The 17,912-nt window shown below is 74.3% G+C and carries 14 protein-coding genes; 12 read left to right on the top strand and 2 right to left on the bottom strand.

All coding sequences use genetic code 11. From position 1 onward, the window contains the following. Nucleotides 1–161 precede the first annotated feature (161 nt). Together Aru02nite_RS08755 and Aru02nite_RS08750 are read left to right on the top strand one after the other, a co-directional pair. A complete protein-coding gene (locus tag Aru02nite_RS08755; RefSeq protein WP_203656478.1) occupies nucleotides 162–998 on the top strand; it encodes an SDR family NAD(P)-dependent oxidoreductase in 837 nt (278 codons plus the stop codon). Nucleotide 999: 1 nt separating this feature from the next. Continuing rightward, the gene (locus tag Aru02nite_RS08750; protein WP_203656477.1) at nucleotides 1,000–2,025 is read left to right on the top strand and encodes a mannonate dehydratase; all 1,026 of its coding nucleotides are present in this window, start codon (nucleotides 1,000–1,002) and stop codon (nucleotides 2,023–2,025) included. Between the two features lie 76 nt (nucleotides 2,026–2,101). Here the strand turns inward: Aru02nite_RS08750 and Aru02nite_RS08745 are convergent, their stop codons facing one another. Then, on the bottom strand, nucleotides 2,102–3,613 hold the full coding sequence (locus Aru02nite_RS08745; RefSeq protein ID WP_203656475.1) for an NHL repeat-containing protein: 1,512 nt from the start codon (nucleotides 3,611–3,613) through the stop codon (nucleotides 2,102–2,104). Here Aru02nite_RS08745 and Aru02nite_RS08740 point away from each other — a divergent pair. From Aru02nite_RS08740 to Aru02nite_RS08720, 5 genes are all read left to right on the top strand, one after another. Further along, nucleotides 3,593–3,817 carry a hypothetical protein gene (locus tag Aru02nite_RS08740; RefSeq protein ID WP_203656473.1) on the top strand — a complete coding sequence of 75 codons (225 nt, stop codon included), beginning with the start codon at nucleotides 3,593–3,595 and terminating at the stop codon, nucleotides 3,815–3,817. The two genes, Aru02nite_RS08745 and Aru02nite_RS08740, sit on opposite strands and share 21 nt — an antisense overlap. Nucleotides 3,818–4,385: 568 nt before the next feature. Further along, entirely contained in the window at nucleotides 4,386–5,432 is a 1,047-nt protein-coding gene (locus Aru02nite_RS08735; protein ID WP_203656471.1) for a LacI family DNA-binding transcriptional regulator, read from the top strand. Between the two features lie 9 nt (nucleotides 5,433–5,441). Beyond that, a complete protein-coding gene (gene rnhA / locus Aru02nite_RS08730) occupies nucleotides 5,442–5,939 on the top strand; it encodes a ribonuclease HI (RefSeq protein WP_203656469.1) in 498 nt (165 codons plus the stop codon). Between the two features lie 147 nt (nucleotides 5,940–6,086). Then, on the top strand, nucleotides 6,087–10,376 hold the full coding sequence (locus Aru02nite_RS08725; protein WP_203656464.1) for a glycoside hydrolase family 38 N-terminal domain-containing protein: 4,290 nt from the start codon (nucleotides 6,087–6,089) through the stop codon (nucleotides 10,374–10,376). Next, nucleotides 10,373–11,122, top strand: coding sequence for a DUF7158 domain-containing protein (locus Aru02nite_RS08720; RefSeq protein WP_203656462.1), 750 nt, complete (start codon nucleotides 10,373–10,375; stop codon nucleotides 11,120–11,122). Before Aru02nite_RS08725 ends, Aru02nite_RS08720 begins: the two co-directional genes overlap by 4 nt. A gap of 42 nt (nucleotides 11,123–11,164) precedes the next feature. Here the strand turns inward: Aru02nite_RS08720 and Aru02nite_RS08715 are convergent, their stop codons facing one another. Beyond that, nucleotides 11,165–11,575: a permease-like cell division protein FtsX gene (locus Aru02nite_RS08715; RefSeq protein ID WP_203656461.1), complete on the bottom strand. Its 411-nt coding sequence runs from the start codon at nucleotides 11,573–11,575 to the stop codon at nucleotides 11,165–11,167. A 214-nt stretch (nucleotides 11,576–11,789) separates the two neighbouring features. Here Aru02nite_RS08715 and gadC point away from each other — a divergent pair, with 214 nt between their 5' ends. From gadC to Aru02nite_RS08690, 5 genes are all read left to right on the top strand, one after another. Further along, nucleotides 11,790–13,271 (top strand): glutamate/gamma-aminobutyrate antiporter GadC, encoded by a 1,482-nt coding sequence (gene gadC / locus Aru02nite_RS08710; RefSeq protein ID WP_239076539.1) that lies wholly within the window; start codon nucleotides 11,790–11,792, stop codon nucleotides 13,269–13,271. Continuing rightward, nucleotides 13,268–13,717, top strand: a complete 450-nt coding sequence (locus Aru02nite_RS08705; protein ID WP_203656460.1) for a hypothetical protein — start codon at nucleotides 13,268–13,270, stop codon at nucleotides 13,715–13,717. Before gadC ends, Aru02nite_RS08705 begins: the two co-directional genes overlap by 4 nt. A gap of 30 nt (nucleotides 13,718–13,747) precedes the next feature. Beyond that, nucleotides 13,748–15,097: a dipeptidase gene (locus Aru02nite_RS08700; protein ID WP_203656459.1), complete on the top strand. Its 1,350-nt coding sequence runs from the start codon at nucleotides 13,748–13,750 to the stop codon at nucleotides 15,095–15,097. Between the two features lie 121 nt (nucleotides 15,098–15,218). Beyond that, nucleotides 15,219–16,907, top strand: coding sequence for a serine/threonine-protein kinase (locus Aru02nite_RS36555; protein WP_239076538.1), 1,689 nt, complete (start codon nucleotides 15,219–15,221; stop codon nucleotides 16,905–16,907). Nucleotides 16,908–16,986: 79 nt separating this feature from the next. Further along, nucleotides 16,987–17,901, top strand: a complete 915-nt coding sequence (locus Aru02nite_RS08690) for an NAD-dependent epimerase/dehydratase family protein (protein ID WP_239076536.1) — start codon at nucleotides 16,987–16,989, stop codon at nucleotides 17,899–17,901. Nucleotides 17,902–17,912 lie beyond the last annotated feature (11 nt).

The following is a 17,912-nucleotide window of genomic DNA, read 5'->3' as shown; positions in this document are numbered from 1 at the left end:
CTGTCCGCCGCGCCGCTGGGGCGGAAGGTGTTGCACTGTGCGCCGCGCAGCCCCCACCCTCCCAGGGGGCGACCCCGGGGCCCATCCTACCGGCCGCGCGGCCCTCGCGGGCGGGCCTGTGGACAGCCGGAACGCCTGTGGACAAAGCGAAAGGACTCGGGATGGCTCACCGCGGAGACAGCGACGGCGAACACGCCGGCCGCACGGTACTGGTGACCGGCGGGGCCGGCGGGATCGGCCGCGCCACGGCCGAACTGCTCGCCGAGCGCGGCGCCGCGGTCGCGGTCACCGCGCTGACGCTGGACGAGGCGCGCGCCGTCACGGACGCGATCGCCGCGGCGGGCGGCCGGGCCCTGCCGGTGGCGGCGAACGTGGCGGACGCCGCCGCGGTCGCCGCCGCGGTCGAGCGGACCGTGGCCGAGTACGGGGGTCTCGACACGCTCGTCGTCTCGGCCGGCATCCAGCGGTACGGCACGGTCGCCGACACCGACGAGGCGACCTGGGACGAGGTGTTCGCGGTGAACACGAAGGGCGCGTTCCTGGCGGCGCGGGCGGCGATCCCGCACCTGCGCCGGAGTACCGGTGGGGCGATCGTGGTGGTGTCGTCGGTGCAGGGGCACGCCACGCAGACCGAGGTCGCGGCGTACACGGCGAGCAAGGGTGCGCTGGCGGCGCTGGTCCGCTCGATCGCCGTGGACGAGGCCCGGTACGGGGTGCGCGCGAACGCGGTCAGTCCGGGTTCGGTGGACACGCCGATGCTGCGGCATTCGGCGGAGTTGTTCGCCGGTGACGGTCCGGACGCGGTGGCGGACCTGCTCGGCCGGTGGGGCGCGTCGCATCCGTTGGGCCGGATCGCGCAGCCGCGGGAGATCGCCGAGGTGATCGCGTTCCTCGCCGGGCCGCGGGCGAGTTTCCTCACCGGCGCGGACGTACCGGTGGAGGGTGGGTTGCTCGCCGCGGTCGGCGTGTCCCTGCCCGACGAGCCGCGGGAGGGCTGACGTGCGCCTCACCCTCGGCCACATCGACGAGTACGACGAGCGGACGGCGACGTTCGCCCGGCAGCTGGGGCTGGGCAGCGTCCAGTTGCACAACCCGACGAACCTGTCCGGCACCGACGGGTACTGGGGCGAGGCGGAGCTGCGGGCGCTCCGGGAGCGGTGCGAGTCGGACGGGCTGCGCCTGGAGGGTCTGGAGAACGTGCCGGCCGCGAACTTCTGGCGGATCCAGCGCGGGCTGCCGGGCCGGGACGAGCAGCTCGACAACTACCGGCGCACCGTGGTGAACATGGGCCGCGCCGGCATCCCGGTCCTCGGCTACCACTTCATCACCACGTACGTGTGGCGCACGCGGCTGCGCGCGGCGGGCCGTGGTGGTGCGCTCGTCACCGCGTTCGACCTGGCGGACGCGGGGCGCGGCAACGCGCTGGCCGCGTACAAGTTGACGCCGGACGAGCCGGTCACGGAGCCGATCACCGCCGAGCAGATGTGGGCCCACCACCGGTACTTCCTGGACGCGGTGCTACCCGTGGCCGAGGAGGCCGGCGTGCGGCTGGCGTTGCACCCGGACGACCCGCCCGTCGACGTACCGCTGGGTGGGGCGGCGCGCATCTTCACGTCGCCGGCGGCGCTGGCGGAGGCGGCCCGGCAGGCGGGTGGCAGTCCCGCGTGGGGGCTGGACCTGTGCGTCGGCACGGTCTCCGAGATGGGCGGCGAGCCGGCCGTACTGGAGGTCGTGGACCGGCTGGGCGGTGACCGGATCAGCTACGTGCACTTCCGCGACGTGCGCGGCACCGTACCGAGGTTCGCGGAGTGTTTCCTCGGCGAGGGCAACATCTCGCCGCCGCGGGTGCTGCGGCACCTGCGCGACGCGGGCTTCACGGGTTTCGTCATCGACGACCACGTACCGGCGATGGTCGGTGACCGGGACACCTGGGCCGACACGTCGTCGGAGGCGTACGTGAGCCGCGGCCGGGCGCACGCCCTCGGGTACCTCCAGGGGGTTCTCGCCGCCCTGGACGCCGACTGATGCCTCGCCCGGATCCGTTGCCGCGCAAGGGTTTCCCGGGGCCCGCGGCGACGTCGCCGCGGGCCCCGGTGCCGCCTCAGGGCCGCCAGCGGTACAGCAGGACCTTGTTGAGCAGGTCGTCCTCCACGTTGACCAGGTAGTCACCGTTCGACCGGCGCATCGCCGTCACCCCGTACGGGATGTCGACCCAGCCGGTGCGTTCGACGCCGCCGACGTTCGCCCCGGGCTGCCAGGTGCCGACTGCGGACCCGTCGCTCTGCTTCCAGACCCACACCTGGCCGCGGGTCGCGATCCCCACCGTGAACAGGTACTCGCCGGCCACCGCCAGCCCGACCATGGTGACCATCGGGTCGGAGGTGACGTCCCACGGCAGGTCGACGGTCCAGGTGGCGGTGCGGTTCCCGGTCTTCCACCTGTCGTACCGGGCGAGGACGCGGCCCAGCTCCTTCCAGTGCGCGTTGTCGTACGGCGCGGCCGCGGTGTAGCCGGACAGGTACATCACGTCCGTGGCCGGGTCGTAGTGCAGCCGCATGACCTTGGTGAACGGGGCGGGCAGCGCGTAGCTGACCGCGCTGGCGTACGTGTAGACGGGGTTGGCGTGGGAGTCGTAGCCCTGGAGCGGGAAGCGGCGCAGCAGCCGGTCGCCGCCCTGCCACACGTCGGCGTTGGTGTCGACGTGCCAGACCCAGCCGCTCGGCGCGTTCGCCACGGTCGCCGGCTGGCTGTACTCGCCGGCCTCGAACGCGCCGTTTCCGTTGGTGTCGCGCCAGATCCACTCGCCGCTGGCCGGCTGGTTCGGCGGCCACGCCGGCTCGTCGCCGGCCCACCGCGACTTGGCGAACATCCCCGCCGGCCGCGCGATCTCCCCGTCGAACTTGTACACGACCAGGTGGTACGAGTACATGCCGGTCAGGTACATGTAGAGGGATCCGTTGCGGCGCAACAGAAACGGCGAGGTCGCGTGGTGGTGCTGCGCGGGCAGGAACAGCCGCGGATCCTGCGGGTACCTCACCGAGTCGAGCGAGTAGCCGACCCAGGTGGCGTCCGAGCCGGCGGGCTTGCCGTGGTCGATGCGGTAGTGGTTCTGCTTGGAGTGCACGTCGGCGCCGTCGCTGGCCGGGTCGAAGTCGGCGGAGTCGACGAACCCGCGCCCGATCAGCTCCCAGACGAGCTTCCCCGCCGGGTCGAACGCGCGCAGCACCGTCCCGTACTCGTGCATCCCGACGTAGACGTTGCCGGCCTGGTCGGCGCCGACCCCGACGATGCCGAACAGCTTCTGCGGCGTGACCAGCCCGGGCGTACCGGAGCCGATGCCGCCGCGCTGGCCGAGGGTGCGCGCGAGCGTCGGCGTACCGGACAGGTTGGCGTACGTGTAGACCTGGCGGTGCGGGCCGTTGTCGCCGACGAGCAGGTTGCCCTGGTGGTCGATGGCCAGCGCGGTCGGGATCCAGTCCCTGCCGGGCCCGGCGATGGTGCCGCCGAGCGCGGCACCGGTGTTGGAGAAGTGCAGGATCTGCGCGGGTTTCGCGGTGTCGACGTGCAGAAGTGGCCGTCGTCGGTGTCCCGGGTGACGTTCGCGACGACCCACACGTCGCCGTTGGCGGCGAGCGCGACGGCGCCCGGCCGGTTCACCGCCCAGCTGCGTACGAGGGTGCCGTCGGCGGCGTCGAAGACCTTGACCTGGTTGGTGACGCGGTCGGTGGCGACGACCTGGGTGGCGGAGGCGGCCGCGGCGGCGGGCGGGCTGCCGACGTCGTACGTGAGGGTGGTGGGGGTGCCGTCGAGGGTGTAGCGGGTCAGGCCGTTGCCCACGGTCAGGTAGGCGTACGTGCCGCCGACGGCGACGGCGTCACCGATGGCGTTGGCACAGTTGCCGATCGGCGCGCCGTCCCGGTAGATGCCGGCCTGCTGGTGCGCCTCGTCCCAGAAGCTGGCGGTGTAGACGGTGCCGTCGGCGGTGACGGCGATGTCGAACAGGAAGTCCTGCATCCATTGCGTGGCACCGGAGTACGTGTTGCCGGTCCAGGACGTGGTGACGGTCAGGGCGGTGGCGTCGGGTACCGGGGCGGCGGTGCCGCGGTCGATGGCGGCGCTCGCCGGTTGGCCCGGGTCGCTGAGGAACGCGGCGGCGAGACCGGTGGCGATCGCCGCGTTCCGCCCGTACGTGAGGGCCTGGCGGCGGGTGAGGCCGCCGGGCGGGCGGGGCGGGTTGGGTGCGGATTCGGACACGACGACGCCTCCATTGCGGGTGTAGGGGTTACCGCGATGTGAACGTTCACGTGAACAATCGGACGTTAGAACCCGTGTACCGCAATGTCAACCGCTGGGCGGTTTCGCAGATCCCACGTACTATGCGTTTGATGTCAAATGAACGTTCACGACGTCGGGACGCCCGCCCGACCATGCGTACCGTCGCGGCCGCGGCCGGGGTGTCCCACCAGACGGTGTCCCGGGTGGTCAACGGCGAGCCCGGGGTCACCGACGGCACGCGCGACCGGGTGCTCGCCGCCATGCGCTCCCTCGCGTACCGGCCGGGGGCGGGCGCGCGGGCGCTGGTGCGCGGGCGTACCGAGGTGGTCGGGATGGTCGTGCCGCACGATCCCGGCTTCACGTTCGCCAACGACCACCTGCTGCGGCTGATCGGCGGCGCCGACACCGAGCTGGCCGCCCGGGGGTACGGGATGCTGCTGTCGACGCGGGAGACCGGCGGCGGCGCGGCCTCGGCGTACCGGCGGTTCGACCGGCGGCGGCTGGTGGACGGGCTGCTGGTGGAGGCCGGGGTGGGCGCCGACGCGCTGCCCGATCTCGCCGCCAGCGGCTACCCGGTGGTCGTCGTCGGGTACACCCACCAGGACGTGCCGTGTGTGCACCCGGACGACGAGGCCGGCGCGTACGCGGTGACGCAGCACCTGCTGGCCCTCGGCCACCGCCGGATCGGCACCGTCACCGGCCCGTCCGCGCTCGCCAGCGGGGCGCGGCTGCGCGGCCACGAGCGGGCGTACGCGGACGCGCGGCGCCGGCTGCCCGCCGACCTGACCGAGCCGGGCGACTTCACCGTCGACTCCGGGTACGCCGCGGCCGGCCGCCTGATGTCCCGGCGGCACCCGCCGACCGCACTGTTCGCGTTCAACGACGGGATGGCGGTGGGGGCGCTGCGCTGGCTGCGCGAGCACGGCCGCGCCGTACCGGGGGACGTGTCGGTGGCGGGGTTCGACGACACGGCCGCGGCCGGGCTGGTCGACCCGCCGCTGACGAGCGTCTCGTTGCACAGCACCGATCTCGGCCGGCGCGCGGCACAGTTGCTGTTCGACCTGATCGACGAGCGGGCCGACCCACCCCGCGAGACGGTACTCCCGGGCACGCTGGTGGTCCGCGCCTCCACCGCCCCGCCCCGCGGGCACCGGTAGGCTGTGCCGGTGCAGCAGGTCGAGGTGTACACCGACGGGGCGTGCGTGCCCAATCCGGGGCCGGGCGGCTGGGGCGCCCTGCTGACGTACGGCGGGCACGAGCGGGAGCTGTGCGGTGGCGACGCCGGCACCACCACGAACAACCGGATGGAGCTGACCGCGCCGATCGAGGCGCTGTCCACGCTGACCCGCCCGGTGCACGTGCTGCTCTACACCGACAGCACGTACGTGCGGAACGGCGTGACGCGGTGGCTGCCGCGCTGGAAGGCGAACGGCTGGCGTACGACGGGGCGGGAGCCGGTCAAGAACGCCGATCTGTGGCAGGCGCTCGACACCGCCGCCGGACGACACCAGGTCGAGTGGCACTGGGTGAAGGGGCACGCCGGCCATCCGGGCAACGAGCGCGCCGACCGGCTCGCCGCGCGCGGGCTGCGCGAGGCGCTGGACGCGGCCGGCATCGTCGCCCCGCCGACCCGACGCCCGCGTACGGCCGCGCGGCGCGGCTGAGCCGACGCGGCGCGGCTGAGCCGGCGCGGACGCCAGCCCGGTCCCACGTACCGGACGGGGTGAAACTGTGGCGCTCGTCTCGGGTGCGGCGGGCCGGGGGCGGGGAGAGAATTCTCGGAATTGCTCGCCCACCTCCGGGAGCCGTCCGTGCCGACTGTCATCAGTTCCGTCGAGTCGACCGACCTGTTCGTCGGCACCGAGGAGGACCCGCGTCAGGTCGTCCGGGTCCGGCTGGCCGAGCCCGCCGGTACCGGCATCCTCGCGGTGACCGGACCCGGCGTCACCACCCCCGATCCGGTACCGCTGGCGGGTGACACGACGGTCGAGGTCGGCGTGCGTACCGAGGCGGCGGTGGGGTCGTCGGTCGCGGTCACGGTGACCGTGGACGGCGTGGCCGCGCCCGGCGGTACCGGGGTGCTGACGGTGGCGGAGCCGGGCTGGACGATGGTCATGGTCAACCACTTCCACTACGACCCGGTCTGGTGGAACACGCAGGCGGCGTACACGAGCGAGTGGCAGCGGCCGGACCTGACCGACCAGAACCACCGCGGGATGCCCGGTTTCGCGCTGGTCCGCGCGCACCTGGCGCAGGCGCGCCGCGACCCGGACTACACGTTCGTACTGGCGGAGCTGGACTACCTGAAGCCGTTCTGGGACGCGTATCCGGAGCACCGGTCGGAGCTGCGCGCGCTGCTCGCCGAGGGCCGCCTGGAACTGATGGGCGGCACGTACAACGAGCCGAACTCGAACCTCACCGCGGCCGAGACCACCGCCCGCAACCTGGTGTACGGCATCGGTTTCCAGCGCGGGGTGCTGGGCGGCGAGCCGGCGACGGCGTGGCAGCTCGACGTGTTCGGGCACGACCCGCAGTTCCCGGGGATGGTGGCGGACGCGGGGCTCACCTCGTCGTCGTGGGCGCGCGGCCCGTTCCACCAGTGGGGTCCGATGCTCGACATGTGGAACGCGGAGCCGGGCGACGCGACGGTGATGCAGTTCCCGGCCGAGTTCGAGTGGATCTCGCCGAGCGGGCGCGGCGTGCTCACCGCGTACATGGCGAACCACTACTCGGCCGGGTGGTGGATGGACTCGGCGCCGACGCTGGACGAGGCGGTCGCGCAGACGTACCGGCTGTACCAGGGGTTGAAGCCGGTCGCGGCGGGGAAGTCGATCCTGCTGCCGGTCGGCACCGACTACACCCCGCCGAACCGGTGGGTCACCGAGATCCACCGGCACTGGCGCGACCGGTACGTGTGGCCGCGGTTCGTGTCCGGGCTGCCGCGCGAGTTCTTCGACCTGGTGCGCCGGGATCTGGCGGAGCAGGGCCGGACCGCGACGCCGCAGAGCCGCGACATGAACCCGGTGTACACCGGGAAGGACGTGTCGTACATCGACACGAAGCAGGCGCACCGGGCCGGCGAGCAGGCGGCGATGGAGGCGGAGAAGTTCGCCACCCTCGCCTCGCTGTACGGGGCGGGCTACCCGCACGAGGCGCTGGACTCGGCCTGGCGGCAGCTGGCGTACGGGGCGCACCACGACGCGGTGACCGGCTCCGAGTCCGACCAGGTGTACCTGGATCTGATGACGGGGTGGCGGGAGGCGCTGGAGCGGGCCGGCGACGTCCGCGACGCCGCGCAGGAGTACCTGACGGGGTTGGTGGACAGCACGGCGGGCGACGGCGTGCTCGCCGTCACGGTCCACAATGGACAGTCGTTCGCCCGGACCGACGTCGTCACGGTACGCGTCGAGCTGCCCGCGCCGGGCGTCACCGGGCTGGTGGCCGCCGACGGCGACTCGGTGCGGCCGGTGGCGGTCGAGGCCGCCGAGGAGTACCCGGAGGGCGGGCTGCGCGCCGCGGTGGTGTCGTTCGTCGCGGTGGACGTGCCCGGGATCGGTTACCGCACAGTGCATCTCGTACCGGCGGAGGTCGACGGACGGTGGGTTCCGGTCGACGGGGTGACGGCGACGAGCGACCGGTTCACGGTGCGCGCCGACCCGGCCCGCGGCGGCGGGCTGGCCAGCGTCGTCGAGCGCGCGACGGGCCGGGAACTGGTCGCCGCCGGCGAGGTCGCCAACGAGCTCGTGGTGTACGACGAGTACGCCGAGCACCCGCGGTTCAAGGAGGGCCCCTGGCACCTGGTGCCGTCCGGCGGCCGGACGTACGCGCGCGACACCGCGGCGACGGTCACCGCGGAGCGCGGCCCGCTCGGCGAGCGGCTGGTGGTGCGCGGCGAGGTCGGCCCGGTGCGGTACACGCAGTACGTGACGGTGCTGGACGGCGTGGACCGGGTCGACGTGCGGACCCGGGTCGACGAGTTCACCGGCTCGGACAAGCTGGTCCGGGTGCGGTTCCCGAGCCCGGTGCCGGGCGCGCTGCCGGTCAGTGAGGTGGGCGACGCGGTGATCGGCCGCGGGTTCGGCCTGATCGACGTGGACAGCGCGGAACACCCGTGGACGCTCGACAATCCGGCGTACACGTGGTTCGGGCTGTCGGCGGCGGCGCGCGTCTCGGTGTCCACATCGGACGGTACGGGCCGGCGCGCGATCGGCATCGCCGAGGTGGTCTGCCCGGACGCGTTCGACCAGGGTCGGGTGCGGCCCCTGGTGGTGGCGCTCGTCGGGCAGGGCGTCACCGCGACCACGTCCCGCGCCGGCGGCTCCCGGTACGGGCTGCTCGACGTCGACTCCAACCTCCCCGACGTCCGGGTCCTCGTCGGCGGCCCCGAGCGCAACGGGTACGCGGCGCGGGTGCTCGCCGAGGCGGGCGAGGCGTACGCGGAGGAGTGGACGCGGCAGCTCGCGGAGACGGGCCGGGCGCGGGTGTGGGTGCCGGCGGCGCGGCCGCTGGCCGAGGTGTGGGTGCCGGGCGCCGACCTGCGCGACCCGGAGGCGCTCGACTGCCTGCTGGTCGACGGCGTGGACGACGCGGCGCTGGACGCCGAGCTGGCCGCGGTCGTCGCGGACCTGGCCGACGCGGACATCGCTGTGGCGCAACGGGTTCCGCACGGCGTGGCCTCCTACGAGGACCGGACGGTGGGGCTGCTCAACCGCGGCATCCCCGGGTTCGCCGTCACCTCCGACGGCGCGCTGCACCTGTCGCTGCTGCGGTCCTGCACGGGCTGGCCGTCCGGGGTCTGGCTGGATCCGCCGAAGCGCACCGCGCCGGACGGGTCGGCGTTCCAGTTGCAGCACTGGACGCACGAGCTGGAGTACGCGTTCGTCGCGGGGGACGGCGACTGGCGGCGGGCCGGCATGGTCGAGGCGGGTGCCGGGTTCACGAACCCGCTGCGCGGGGTGGTCGCGCCGCCGCATCCGGGGCCGCTGCCGGCCAGCGCGGCGCTCGTCGAGGTCTCCGACGGGTTCGTGCTGACGACGTTGAAGCCGACCGGCAACCCGATCGCGGTGGGCAGCGCGGCCCGGCCGTCCGTCCGCGACGGCGTCACCGTCCGCGGCTACGACGCGTACGGTCGCGGCGGCGAGGTGCGGATCGGCCTGGTGACGCCGGTCGTCGCGGCCCGTACCGCGGATCTGCTGGAACGGCCGGGCGACCCGCTGCCGGTCCGCGGCGGGACCGCGACGCTCCACAGTGGACCGTCCGATGTGGTCACCGCTGTGCTCGACGTCGACGCCACCGGGCTGGCCGCGGCACCCGCCTCGCCGCTCGGCCCCACCACCGACCCCGTGCAACCCCTCTTCTCCCGGTACTGGCTGCACAACTCCGGCCCCGCCCCGCTCGGGTACCAGCCGGTGTCGGTGCACGTCGAACCGACCCGCGCGGCCGTCGACGGCGGCGTACCGGTGAGCCTGCGGGTGGTGGTCTCGTCCGACGTGGTCGACGCCGACCGCGCCGGCCTGGCCACCGTCGCCGTACCGGCGGGCTGGACCGCCAGCGCCACGACCCTGCCGTACGAGCTGGGTCCGGGCGGGCACGTGGAGTACACGGTGACGGTGACGCCGCCGGCCGAACCGGAGCCGGGGCGGTACGCGGTCCGGGTCGGCATCACCGACGCCGGCCAGCGGTACGAGGACGTCGCCCTGCTCACCGCAGGCCCCGTCGAGGAGCCGGAGCCGCCCGCGGATCCCGTTGCGGCGCAAGCGATCCAGGGCGGCGACAGCGGCGTGACGCTGGAGCTGACGAGTACCGGTGCGACGGTGGAGCCGGGCGGGACGACCACCGTCGAGGCGGTGCTGCACAACGCGAACCGTACCGACGCGGACGTGGCCGTGTGGGCGCTCAGCCCGTACGAGACGTGGGGCATGGTCGGGCCGCGGGTGCAGGGCGTGACCGTACCGGCCGGTGGTTCCGCGCCGGTCACCGTCACCGTCACCGCGCCGCTGGACGCCGCACCCCGCACCGCCTGGGTACTCCTCAAGGCGGCGTCGGCCGGCGCCGTGCGCTACTCCCCCGCCGTCCCGCTCATCGTCGGGACCGGCCGGTGACCGTGCACGCGCACCCGCACGACGCCGTCGTCGCCGAGGTCGACGGCGTCGCGATCGGGCTGGACGCCGTGGAGGACGTACTGGCCCGGATGCGGCGCGGGCCGGCCGCCCCGCTGCTGCCGCGCGACGACGGCGCCGAGGGGCGGCAGCTGCGCCGCTGGCTGGTCCAGCTGCTCACGGTGGAGCGGCTGGTCGAGCACACCGCCGCCGAGCGGGGCGTCACCCCCGCCGACCGGCACCGCGCGCCGTGGCGCCCCGACCCGACCGCCGCTCTGGAACTCGGCAGCGTACCGGTCGCGGTGCTCGTCGCGTCCCCGCTCGCCCGCGCCGTGTACGAGGTGGTCACCGCCGGCGTGGACGCGCCCGCCGGCCACCGGCGGCAGGAGGACACCGAACCGGAGCGCCGGCTGGTCCGGCTGGTGCCCGCGGACGGCGGCGCGCCGCAACACCTCGGCTGGGTACGGGTCGACCAGTACGCGGGGCCGCTCGGCGCGGCGATCGCCGCAACGGAGCCGGGCCGGTCGTCCGGGCCGGTCGGGTTCGCGGGCGCGGCCTGGACCGTGCACGTCGACGAGGTACGCCCCGGCGGCGTGCGTACCGCGGACGTGGCGGACCTGCGGGACGCGGCGCGGCGGCACGCGTTCGTGGACTGGATCGAACGGCAGCGCCGCGCCCGCGTGACGCTGCGCCCCGGCTTCGAGCACCCGGCCGACCCGCACCAGCCGGACAACACGCACCGGCACTGACCCCGGGCGCCGGACCGGCACCTCGGCGCGCCCCGGTCGGCGTCAGCGGGTGGGGCTCGGCGCGGGGAAGACGGTGACGGAGTCGACGCCGGCCATCCGCCGGATCGCCGTGGCCAGGCCGGTACCGGCGGCGACGTCGGTCACCGTGGACCGGTAGAACGCCTTGACCGACCGCGGATCGACCGTGAGCCCGGCCTCCTTCGCCCCCCGGTACGCGTGGTCCCTGGACACGAACACCGTGCTCGTGACCGCACGGCCCCGCTGCAACGCCGCGCGCACCGCGCCCTGCTCGTCGGGCGTGGCGTCGGCCGCCAGGTACGCGGTGAGCACCGCCGCGCGAGCCGCGGCCGGGTGGTGGTCCGTGGAGCGGGCGGACTGCCCGCCGCAGCCGGCCATCGCCACCAGCGCCAGCATCACGAACCCGATCCGCCGCACGATCCCGATCCGCCGCATCACGCCGACTCCCCCTCGTACCGCACCACCGGGTACCCGATGCTACGGCGCCCGCGCCACCTCCGGCACCGGCGTACCCGGGTGAGTCTCCACTGTGGACGGGGCGGAAACGGCCCCGTTGACGGGTTCCCGGGGGATGTTTCGGCAACCGCCCCCGCGCGGGGTGGGCGCCGGCTTACCGTCGGTGCACACGTCACCGGGCTGGGGAGGCGCCATGGGTGCGGTGGACATGCCGGCCGACGGGCGCCGGGCGAGGCGTACCGCGACCGTGCCGGCGGCGGTACCGAGGCCGGCGCCGGCGAACCGCATCACGTGGGTCGCGCTGGCGTTCATGACGACCAGTTCGGTGGCGAGCCTGCGCGCCTCGCCGACCATGGCCGTGTACGGCCTGGCCTGCATCTTCCTCTACCTGGTGCCGGCCATCGTGTTCCTGCTGCCGACGTCGCTGGTGTCGGCGGAACTCGCGTCCGGCTGGTCCGGCGGCGTGTACCGGTGGGTCAGCGAGGGCCTGTCCAAGCCGCTCGGCTTCCTCGCCGTCTGGTGCCAGTTCGCGATGACGATCTTCTACTACCCCAGCCTGCTCGCGTACGTGGCCAGCACGCTGGCGTACGTGTTCGACCCGAAGCTGGCGTCCAGCGGCGTGTTCACCGCCATCGTCATCATGGCCCTGTACTGGCTCGGCGTGCTCGTCTCGTCGCAGGGCACCAAGTCCGTCGCGGGCCTGTCGTCGGCCGGGCTGATCGTCGGCACGCTCGTACCGGGGACGCTGCTGCTGGTGCTGGGCATCGTGTTCCTCGGCCAGGGGCACCCGTCGGCCGCGCCGATGACCGCCTCGCACCTGCTCCCGCCGTACGCCGGGCTCGCCAGCCTCGTGCTCATCGTCAACAACTTCCTGTCGTACTCCGGCATGGAGATGAACGCGGTGCACGTGTCGTCGCTGCGCAACCCGGGCCGGGAGTACCCGAGGTCGATGTTTCTCGCGGTACTGCTGGTGCTGGCCATCTTCATCGTGCCGGCGCTGGCGATCTCCTGGGTCGTACCGAGCGGGCAGCTGAGCCTGACCGCCGGCGTGATGCAGGCGTTCGACGCGTTCTTCGCCGAGTTCGACGTCGGGTTCCTGACGCCGGTGCTGGGCATCATGCTGATCGCCGCGGCGCTCGGCGGGATGCTGACCTGGCTGGCCGGGCCGAGCAAGGGCCTGCTGATGATCGCCCGCGAGGAGGGCTACCTGCCGCCGTTCCTCCAGCGGCTCAACAAGCACGGCGTGCAGCGCAACATCCTGGTCTGCCAGGGCGCGGTCACCACCGTCATCGCCCTGCTGTACGCGTTCATCCCGGACGTGTCCAGCGCGTACTGGATCCTGTCGGTGATCACCACCCAGGTCTACCTGATCGTGTACCTGCTGATCTTCGTGTCGGCGATGCGGTTGCGGCGCACCAAACCGGATCACCCGCGGGGGTACCGGGCGCCGCTGCTGCCGGTGCTGTGCGTGGTCGGGTTCGCCGCGTCGGTCGCCGCGCTGGCCATCGGGTTCGTGCCGCCGTCGCAGTTCAAGTCCGGCGCGGTCGGCGGGTACATCGCGATCGTGGCGGGCGGTGCCGGCGTCGTCGGCCTGCTCGTACCGTTCCTGTTCTACCGGCTGCGGCGGCCGTCCTGGCGGACACCGGCGGCCGAACAGGCGGGTGAGCCGGCATGAGTACGGATCTGGTGCGGTCCCACCGCCGCCTGCGGATCGTCACGTACGCGCTGCTCGGGCTGCTGCTGGTGATCGGCGTCGGGTGGGGACTGTTCGCGTTCCACCAGCAGCACGAGTCCCGGGACGCCTCGGCGAAGGCCGACCGGCTCATCGCCGCCGCGCACGACGCGGGCATCCCGACCCCGCTGTCCAAGGCGCAGGTCGTCCGGCTGTTCGGTACCGACGGCGGGGTGGTGTGCCAGGACCCCGGGTCGGCGCTGTCCACGGCGCGGGCGTACCAGGGGCTGTCGAACGGGGCGGCGGGGCCGGGACAGCGCGGCGTGATCGGCGACGCGGACCTGGTCGTCGCCGAACGCCTGGTGATCCGGACGTACTGCCCGGAGGAGGCCGACGCGTTCGAGCGGGCGGTCGACGACCTGCGGCTGGGCGACACGGCCAACCCCTGACCAGCGTGTACTCCGGAAGGGACCGGGCGGATGCAGACGACGCGACAGACCGACGTGGCGGCACTGACCGCGCGGGTGCACGAGCTGATGCCGCGCGCCCGGCACGACCTCACCGAACTCGTGTCGTACCGTTCGGTGGCCGACGCGCGGGTGTACCCGGCGGAGGAGTGCGCGAAGACGGCGCGCTGGGTGGCCGACGCGTTCTCGGCGACGGGGCTGTCCACCCGGCTGCTGACCGTGGCCGACGGCAGCACCGCCGTGTACGGCGAGCGTCCCGGCCCCGCCGGCAGCCCCACCGTCCTGCTGTACTGCCACTACGACGTGCAGCCGCCGCTGTCCGACACCGCCTGGCGTACGCCGCCGTTCGAGCTGACCGAGGTCGACGGCCGCTGGTACGGCCGGGGTACGGCGGACTGCAAGGGCAACATCGTCGCGCACCTGACCGCGCTGCGCGCCCTGGACGGTGCGCCGAACGTGGGCGTCAAGGTCATCGCGGAGGGTTCGGAGGAGCAGGGCACGGGCGGCCTGGAGGAGTACGTGGCCGCGCACCCGGACCTGCTGCGCGCCGACGAGATCCTCGTCGCCGACTGCGGCAACGCGACGCTCGGCCAGCCGACGTTCACCACCAGCCTGCGCGGTACCGTCCTGCTGGTGGTCACGATGTCCACAATGGACAGTGAGCTGCACTCGGGGATGTTCGGCGGCCCCGCACCGGACGCGCTCGCCGCCCTCATCCGGGTACTCGCCACGCTGCGCGACGGTACCGGCGACACCACGGTGCGCGGGCTGCGCAACGACCAGACCTGGCCGGGCGTCGAGTACCCGGAGGAGACGTTCCGGCGCGACGCGCACGTACTCGACGGCGTCTCCCTCACCGGCACCGGTACCGTCGCCGACCGGCTCTGGGCCCGGCCCGCCGTCACCGTGCTCGGCATCGACGCGCCGAAGGTCGTCGGCTCTTCCGCCGCCATCCAGCCCACCGCAGCCGCCCGCATCAACCTCCGCGTCCCCCCGGGTACGGACGCGCACGAGGCGCTCGACGCGCTGCGGTCGCACCTCGTCGCCGCGACCCCGTGGCACGCAAAGGTGGACGTGACGGTCGAGGCCGTCGGCCAGCCGTTCCGCGCGACCACCACGGGGCCGGCGTACCGGACGATGTCGGCGGCGATGCGCACCGCGTTCGGCACCGACCCGGTCGAGTCCGGGCAGGGCGGGTCCATCCCGTTGTGCACCGTCTTCGCCGACACGTACCCGGAGGCGGAGATCATGCTCCTCGGCGTCGAGGAACCCGCCTGCCTCATCCACGCGCCCAACGAGTCCGTGTCGCCCGGCGAGCTGGAGCGGATGGCGCTCACCGAGGCCCTCTACCTCTCCCGCTGACCCCGCCCCGGCGCGTACGGGCCGGCAGGCGACCGCGGGCCGCCGGCCCGGCGCACCCTCGTACCATGTTTGGCGTCCGGGCACGGCGCCTCGGGCGGTGAACGCCCATGGGGAGGGTGCGATGCGGCCGCTGGGCCCGTCCGAGCGGACCGCCGTCGGTCCGTACCGGTTGCTGGCCGAGCTGGGCCGGGGCGGCATGGGTCAGGTGTGCCTCGGCGCGGGGCCCGACGGGCGGCTCGTCGCCGTCAAGCTGATCCACGACCAGCTCGCCGCCGACCCCGGCTTCCGGGAACGGTTCCGCCGCGAGGTCGACGCGTCCCGGCGGGTGTCCGGCGCGCACACCGCCGCGGTCATCGACGCCGACCCGGACGCCGCGACCCCGTGGCTCGCCTCCGTGTTCGTACCCGGTCCGGCGCTGCGCGACGCGGTCGCCGCCGCCGGCCCGATGTCCGAGGACTCGGTACTCCGGCTCGCCGCCGGCCTGGCGTCCGCGCTCATCACCATCCACGGCGCCGGCCTGGTGCACCGTGACCTGAACCCCGGCAACGTGCTGCTCACCGACGACGGCGTCCGCGTCATCGACTTCGGCATCGCGCACGCCGCGGACAGTACGGCCGTCGCCGGGCTCACGCGCGCCGGCTCCGTCGTCGGCGCCCCCGGGTACATGTCGCCCGAGCGCGCCCGGGGCCTGCCCACCGGCCCCGCCTCCGACATGTTCTCCGTCGGCTGCGTACTGGCCCTGGCCTGCACCGGCGTCGACCTGTTCGACGGCGACGCCGCGCCCCGCGTACTCGAACGGATCGTGCACACCGAGCCGGACCTGAGTGCCGTCCCGCCGCGGGTACGCCGGCTCGTCGCGCCGTGCCTGGCGAAGGACCCGGCCCGGCGGCCCACCGCCGCGCAGCTGCGCGAGCTGGCCGGCGCCATCGTCCCGGCCGCGCAGCCCTGGCCGGCCGGCGTACACGGGCTGATCGCCCGGCAGCGCGCCGATCTGGCCCGGCTGCTCGACACCGGCACCGTCGCCGGCACGACCACCGTCGTACCGGCGGTCGGTGAACCGGGCGGGGCTGCCGTGGTCGGTGCGGGCGCGGGTGGCGCTGGTGCGGGAACGAGCGGGGTGGGCTCGGGTGGCACTGGCGCGGGCGGGGGGTTCCCGCGCGGGGTGGCCGCGGTCGGCCCCGCCCCCGGGACCGAGGAGCCCGGCGAACGCCAGCCGGCCGCGCGGCGTTCCCGGCTGCGGCTGGTGTTCTGGCTCTGCGCCGCCGGTACCGCGGTGGTGCTGCTGGCCACGCTCGGCATCGGGATCGGCTGGACGCTCGCCACCACCGACCGCGGCGCGGCGGCGTCCGGCCAGCACCGGCGCACCGCGTCGCCGACGCCGAGCCCGACGAGCCCGAGCCCGAGCACCGCACCGACCACGCCGGCACCGGTCGCCGGCCCCGTCCACGGGCTCGGCGGGCTGTGCCTCGACGTACACGACGCCGCGACGGACAACGGCACCGCGGTGCAGGTGTACCACTGCAACGGAACCGACGCGCAGAACTGGCTGTTCGGCGCCGACGGCACGCTGCGCTCGCTCGGCAAGTGCCTGGACGCGACCGGCGGCGCCACCGACAACGGCACCAAGGTCCAGCTGTACGACTGCAACGGCACGCCGGCGCAGCAGTGGACCGCGCGGGACGGCCAGCTCGTCAACACCAAGTCGGGCCGGTGCCTGGACGCGACCGACTCCAGTACCGAGGATGGGACGCAGGCGCAGATCTGGGACTGCACCGGCGGGGAGAACCAGCAGTGGCAGCTCCCCTCGTGACCACAGGACCGCGGCGTACCGGTCGCGGCCGACGTACCGGACGGGCCCGGGTCAGGCCACGACGGGAAGGAACGACACCGTGGACGACCTGCACGTGATCGTGGGCGGCGGCCCGGTCGGTACCGCGACCGCCCGCGCCCTGCTCGACCGCGGCGCCCGGGTCCGGGTGGTGACCCGGCACGGCACCGGCCCCGACGGCACCGAACCGGTCGCCGCCGACGCCACCGACGCCGACCGGCTCACCGCGCTGACCGAGGGCGCCGCCGCGCTGTACAACTGCGCGTCCCCGCAGTACCACCGGTGGTTGACGGACTGGCCGCCGCTCGCCGCCAGCCTCCTCACCACCGCCGAACGCACCGGCGCCGTGCTCGCCACCGCGAGCAACCTCTACGGGTACGGTCCGGTCGTCGGTCCCATCACCGCCGACACGCCGCTCGCCGCCACGCATCCGAAGCTGCGGCTGCGTGCCGAGATGTGGCGGGCCGCGCTCGCCGCGCACGAGGCCGGCCGGGTCCGCGCCACCGAGGTCCGGGCCAGCGACTACATCGAGGCGAACTCGCTGCTCGCGGTCGCCGTCGCCGGACCCGTCACCGCCGGCCGCCGGGCGTACGTGCCGGCGCGGCTCGACCAGCCGCACACCTGGACCTCGATCCGGGACGTGGCGCGCACGCTGGTCACCGCCGCCACCACCGAACGCGCCTGGGGCCACGGCTGGCTCGTACCCAGCAACGACCCGCTGACCGTCCGCGAACTCGCCACCCGGTACGCGGAGGTCACCGGCGCCGGTGCACCGAAGCTCACCGCCATGCCGTACCCGGTGCTCTGGGTGGGTGGGCTCGTGTCGCCGCTCGTCCGCGAGCTGCGCACCACGTACTACCAGTGGGACCGGCCGTTCACGATGCACGCCGACCTGACGACCCGTACGTTCGGCATCGAGCCGACGCCGCTCGACGAGGCCCTCGCCGCCGTCGACACCACCCCCCGCACGCACTGACGGTCCCCGCG

Source organism: Actinocatenispora rupis, assembly GCF_016861975.1.
Taxonomy (GTDB): domain Bacteria; phylum Actinomycetota; class Actinomycetes; order Mycobacteriales; family Micromonosporaceae; genus Actinocatenispora; species Actinocatenispora rupis.
The sequence above is the reverse complement of the archived record's forward strand: the minus strand, read 5'-3'. Positions and strand labels throughout refer to the sequence as shown.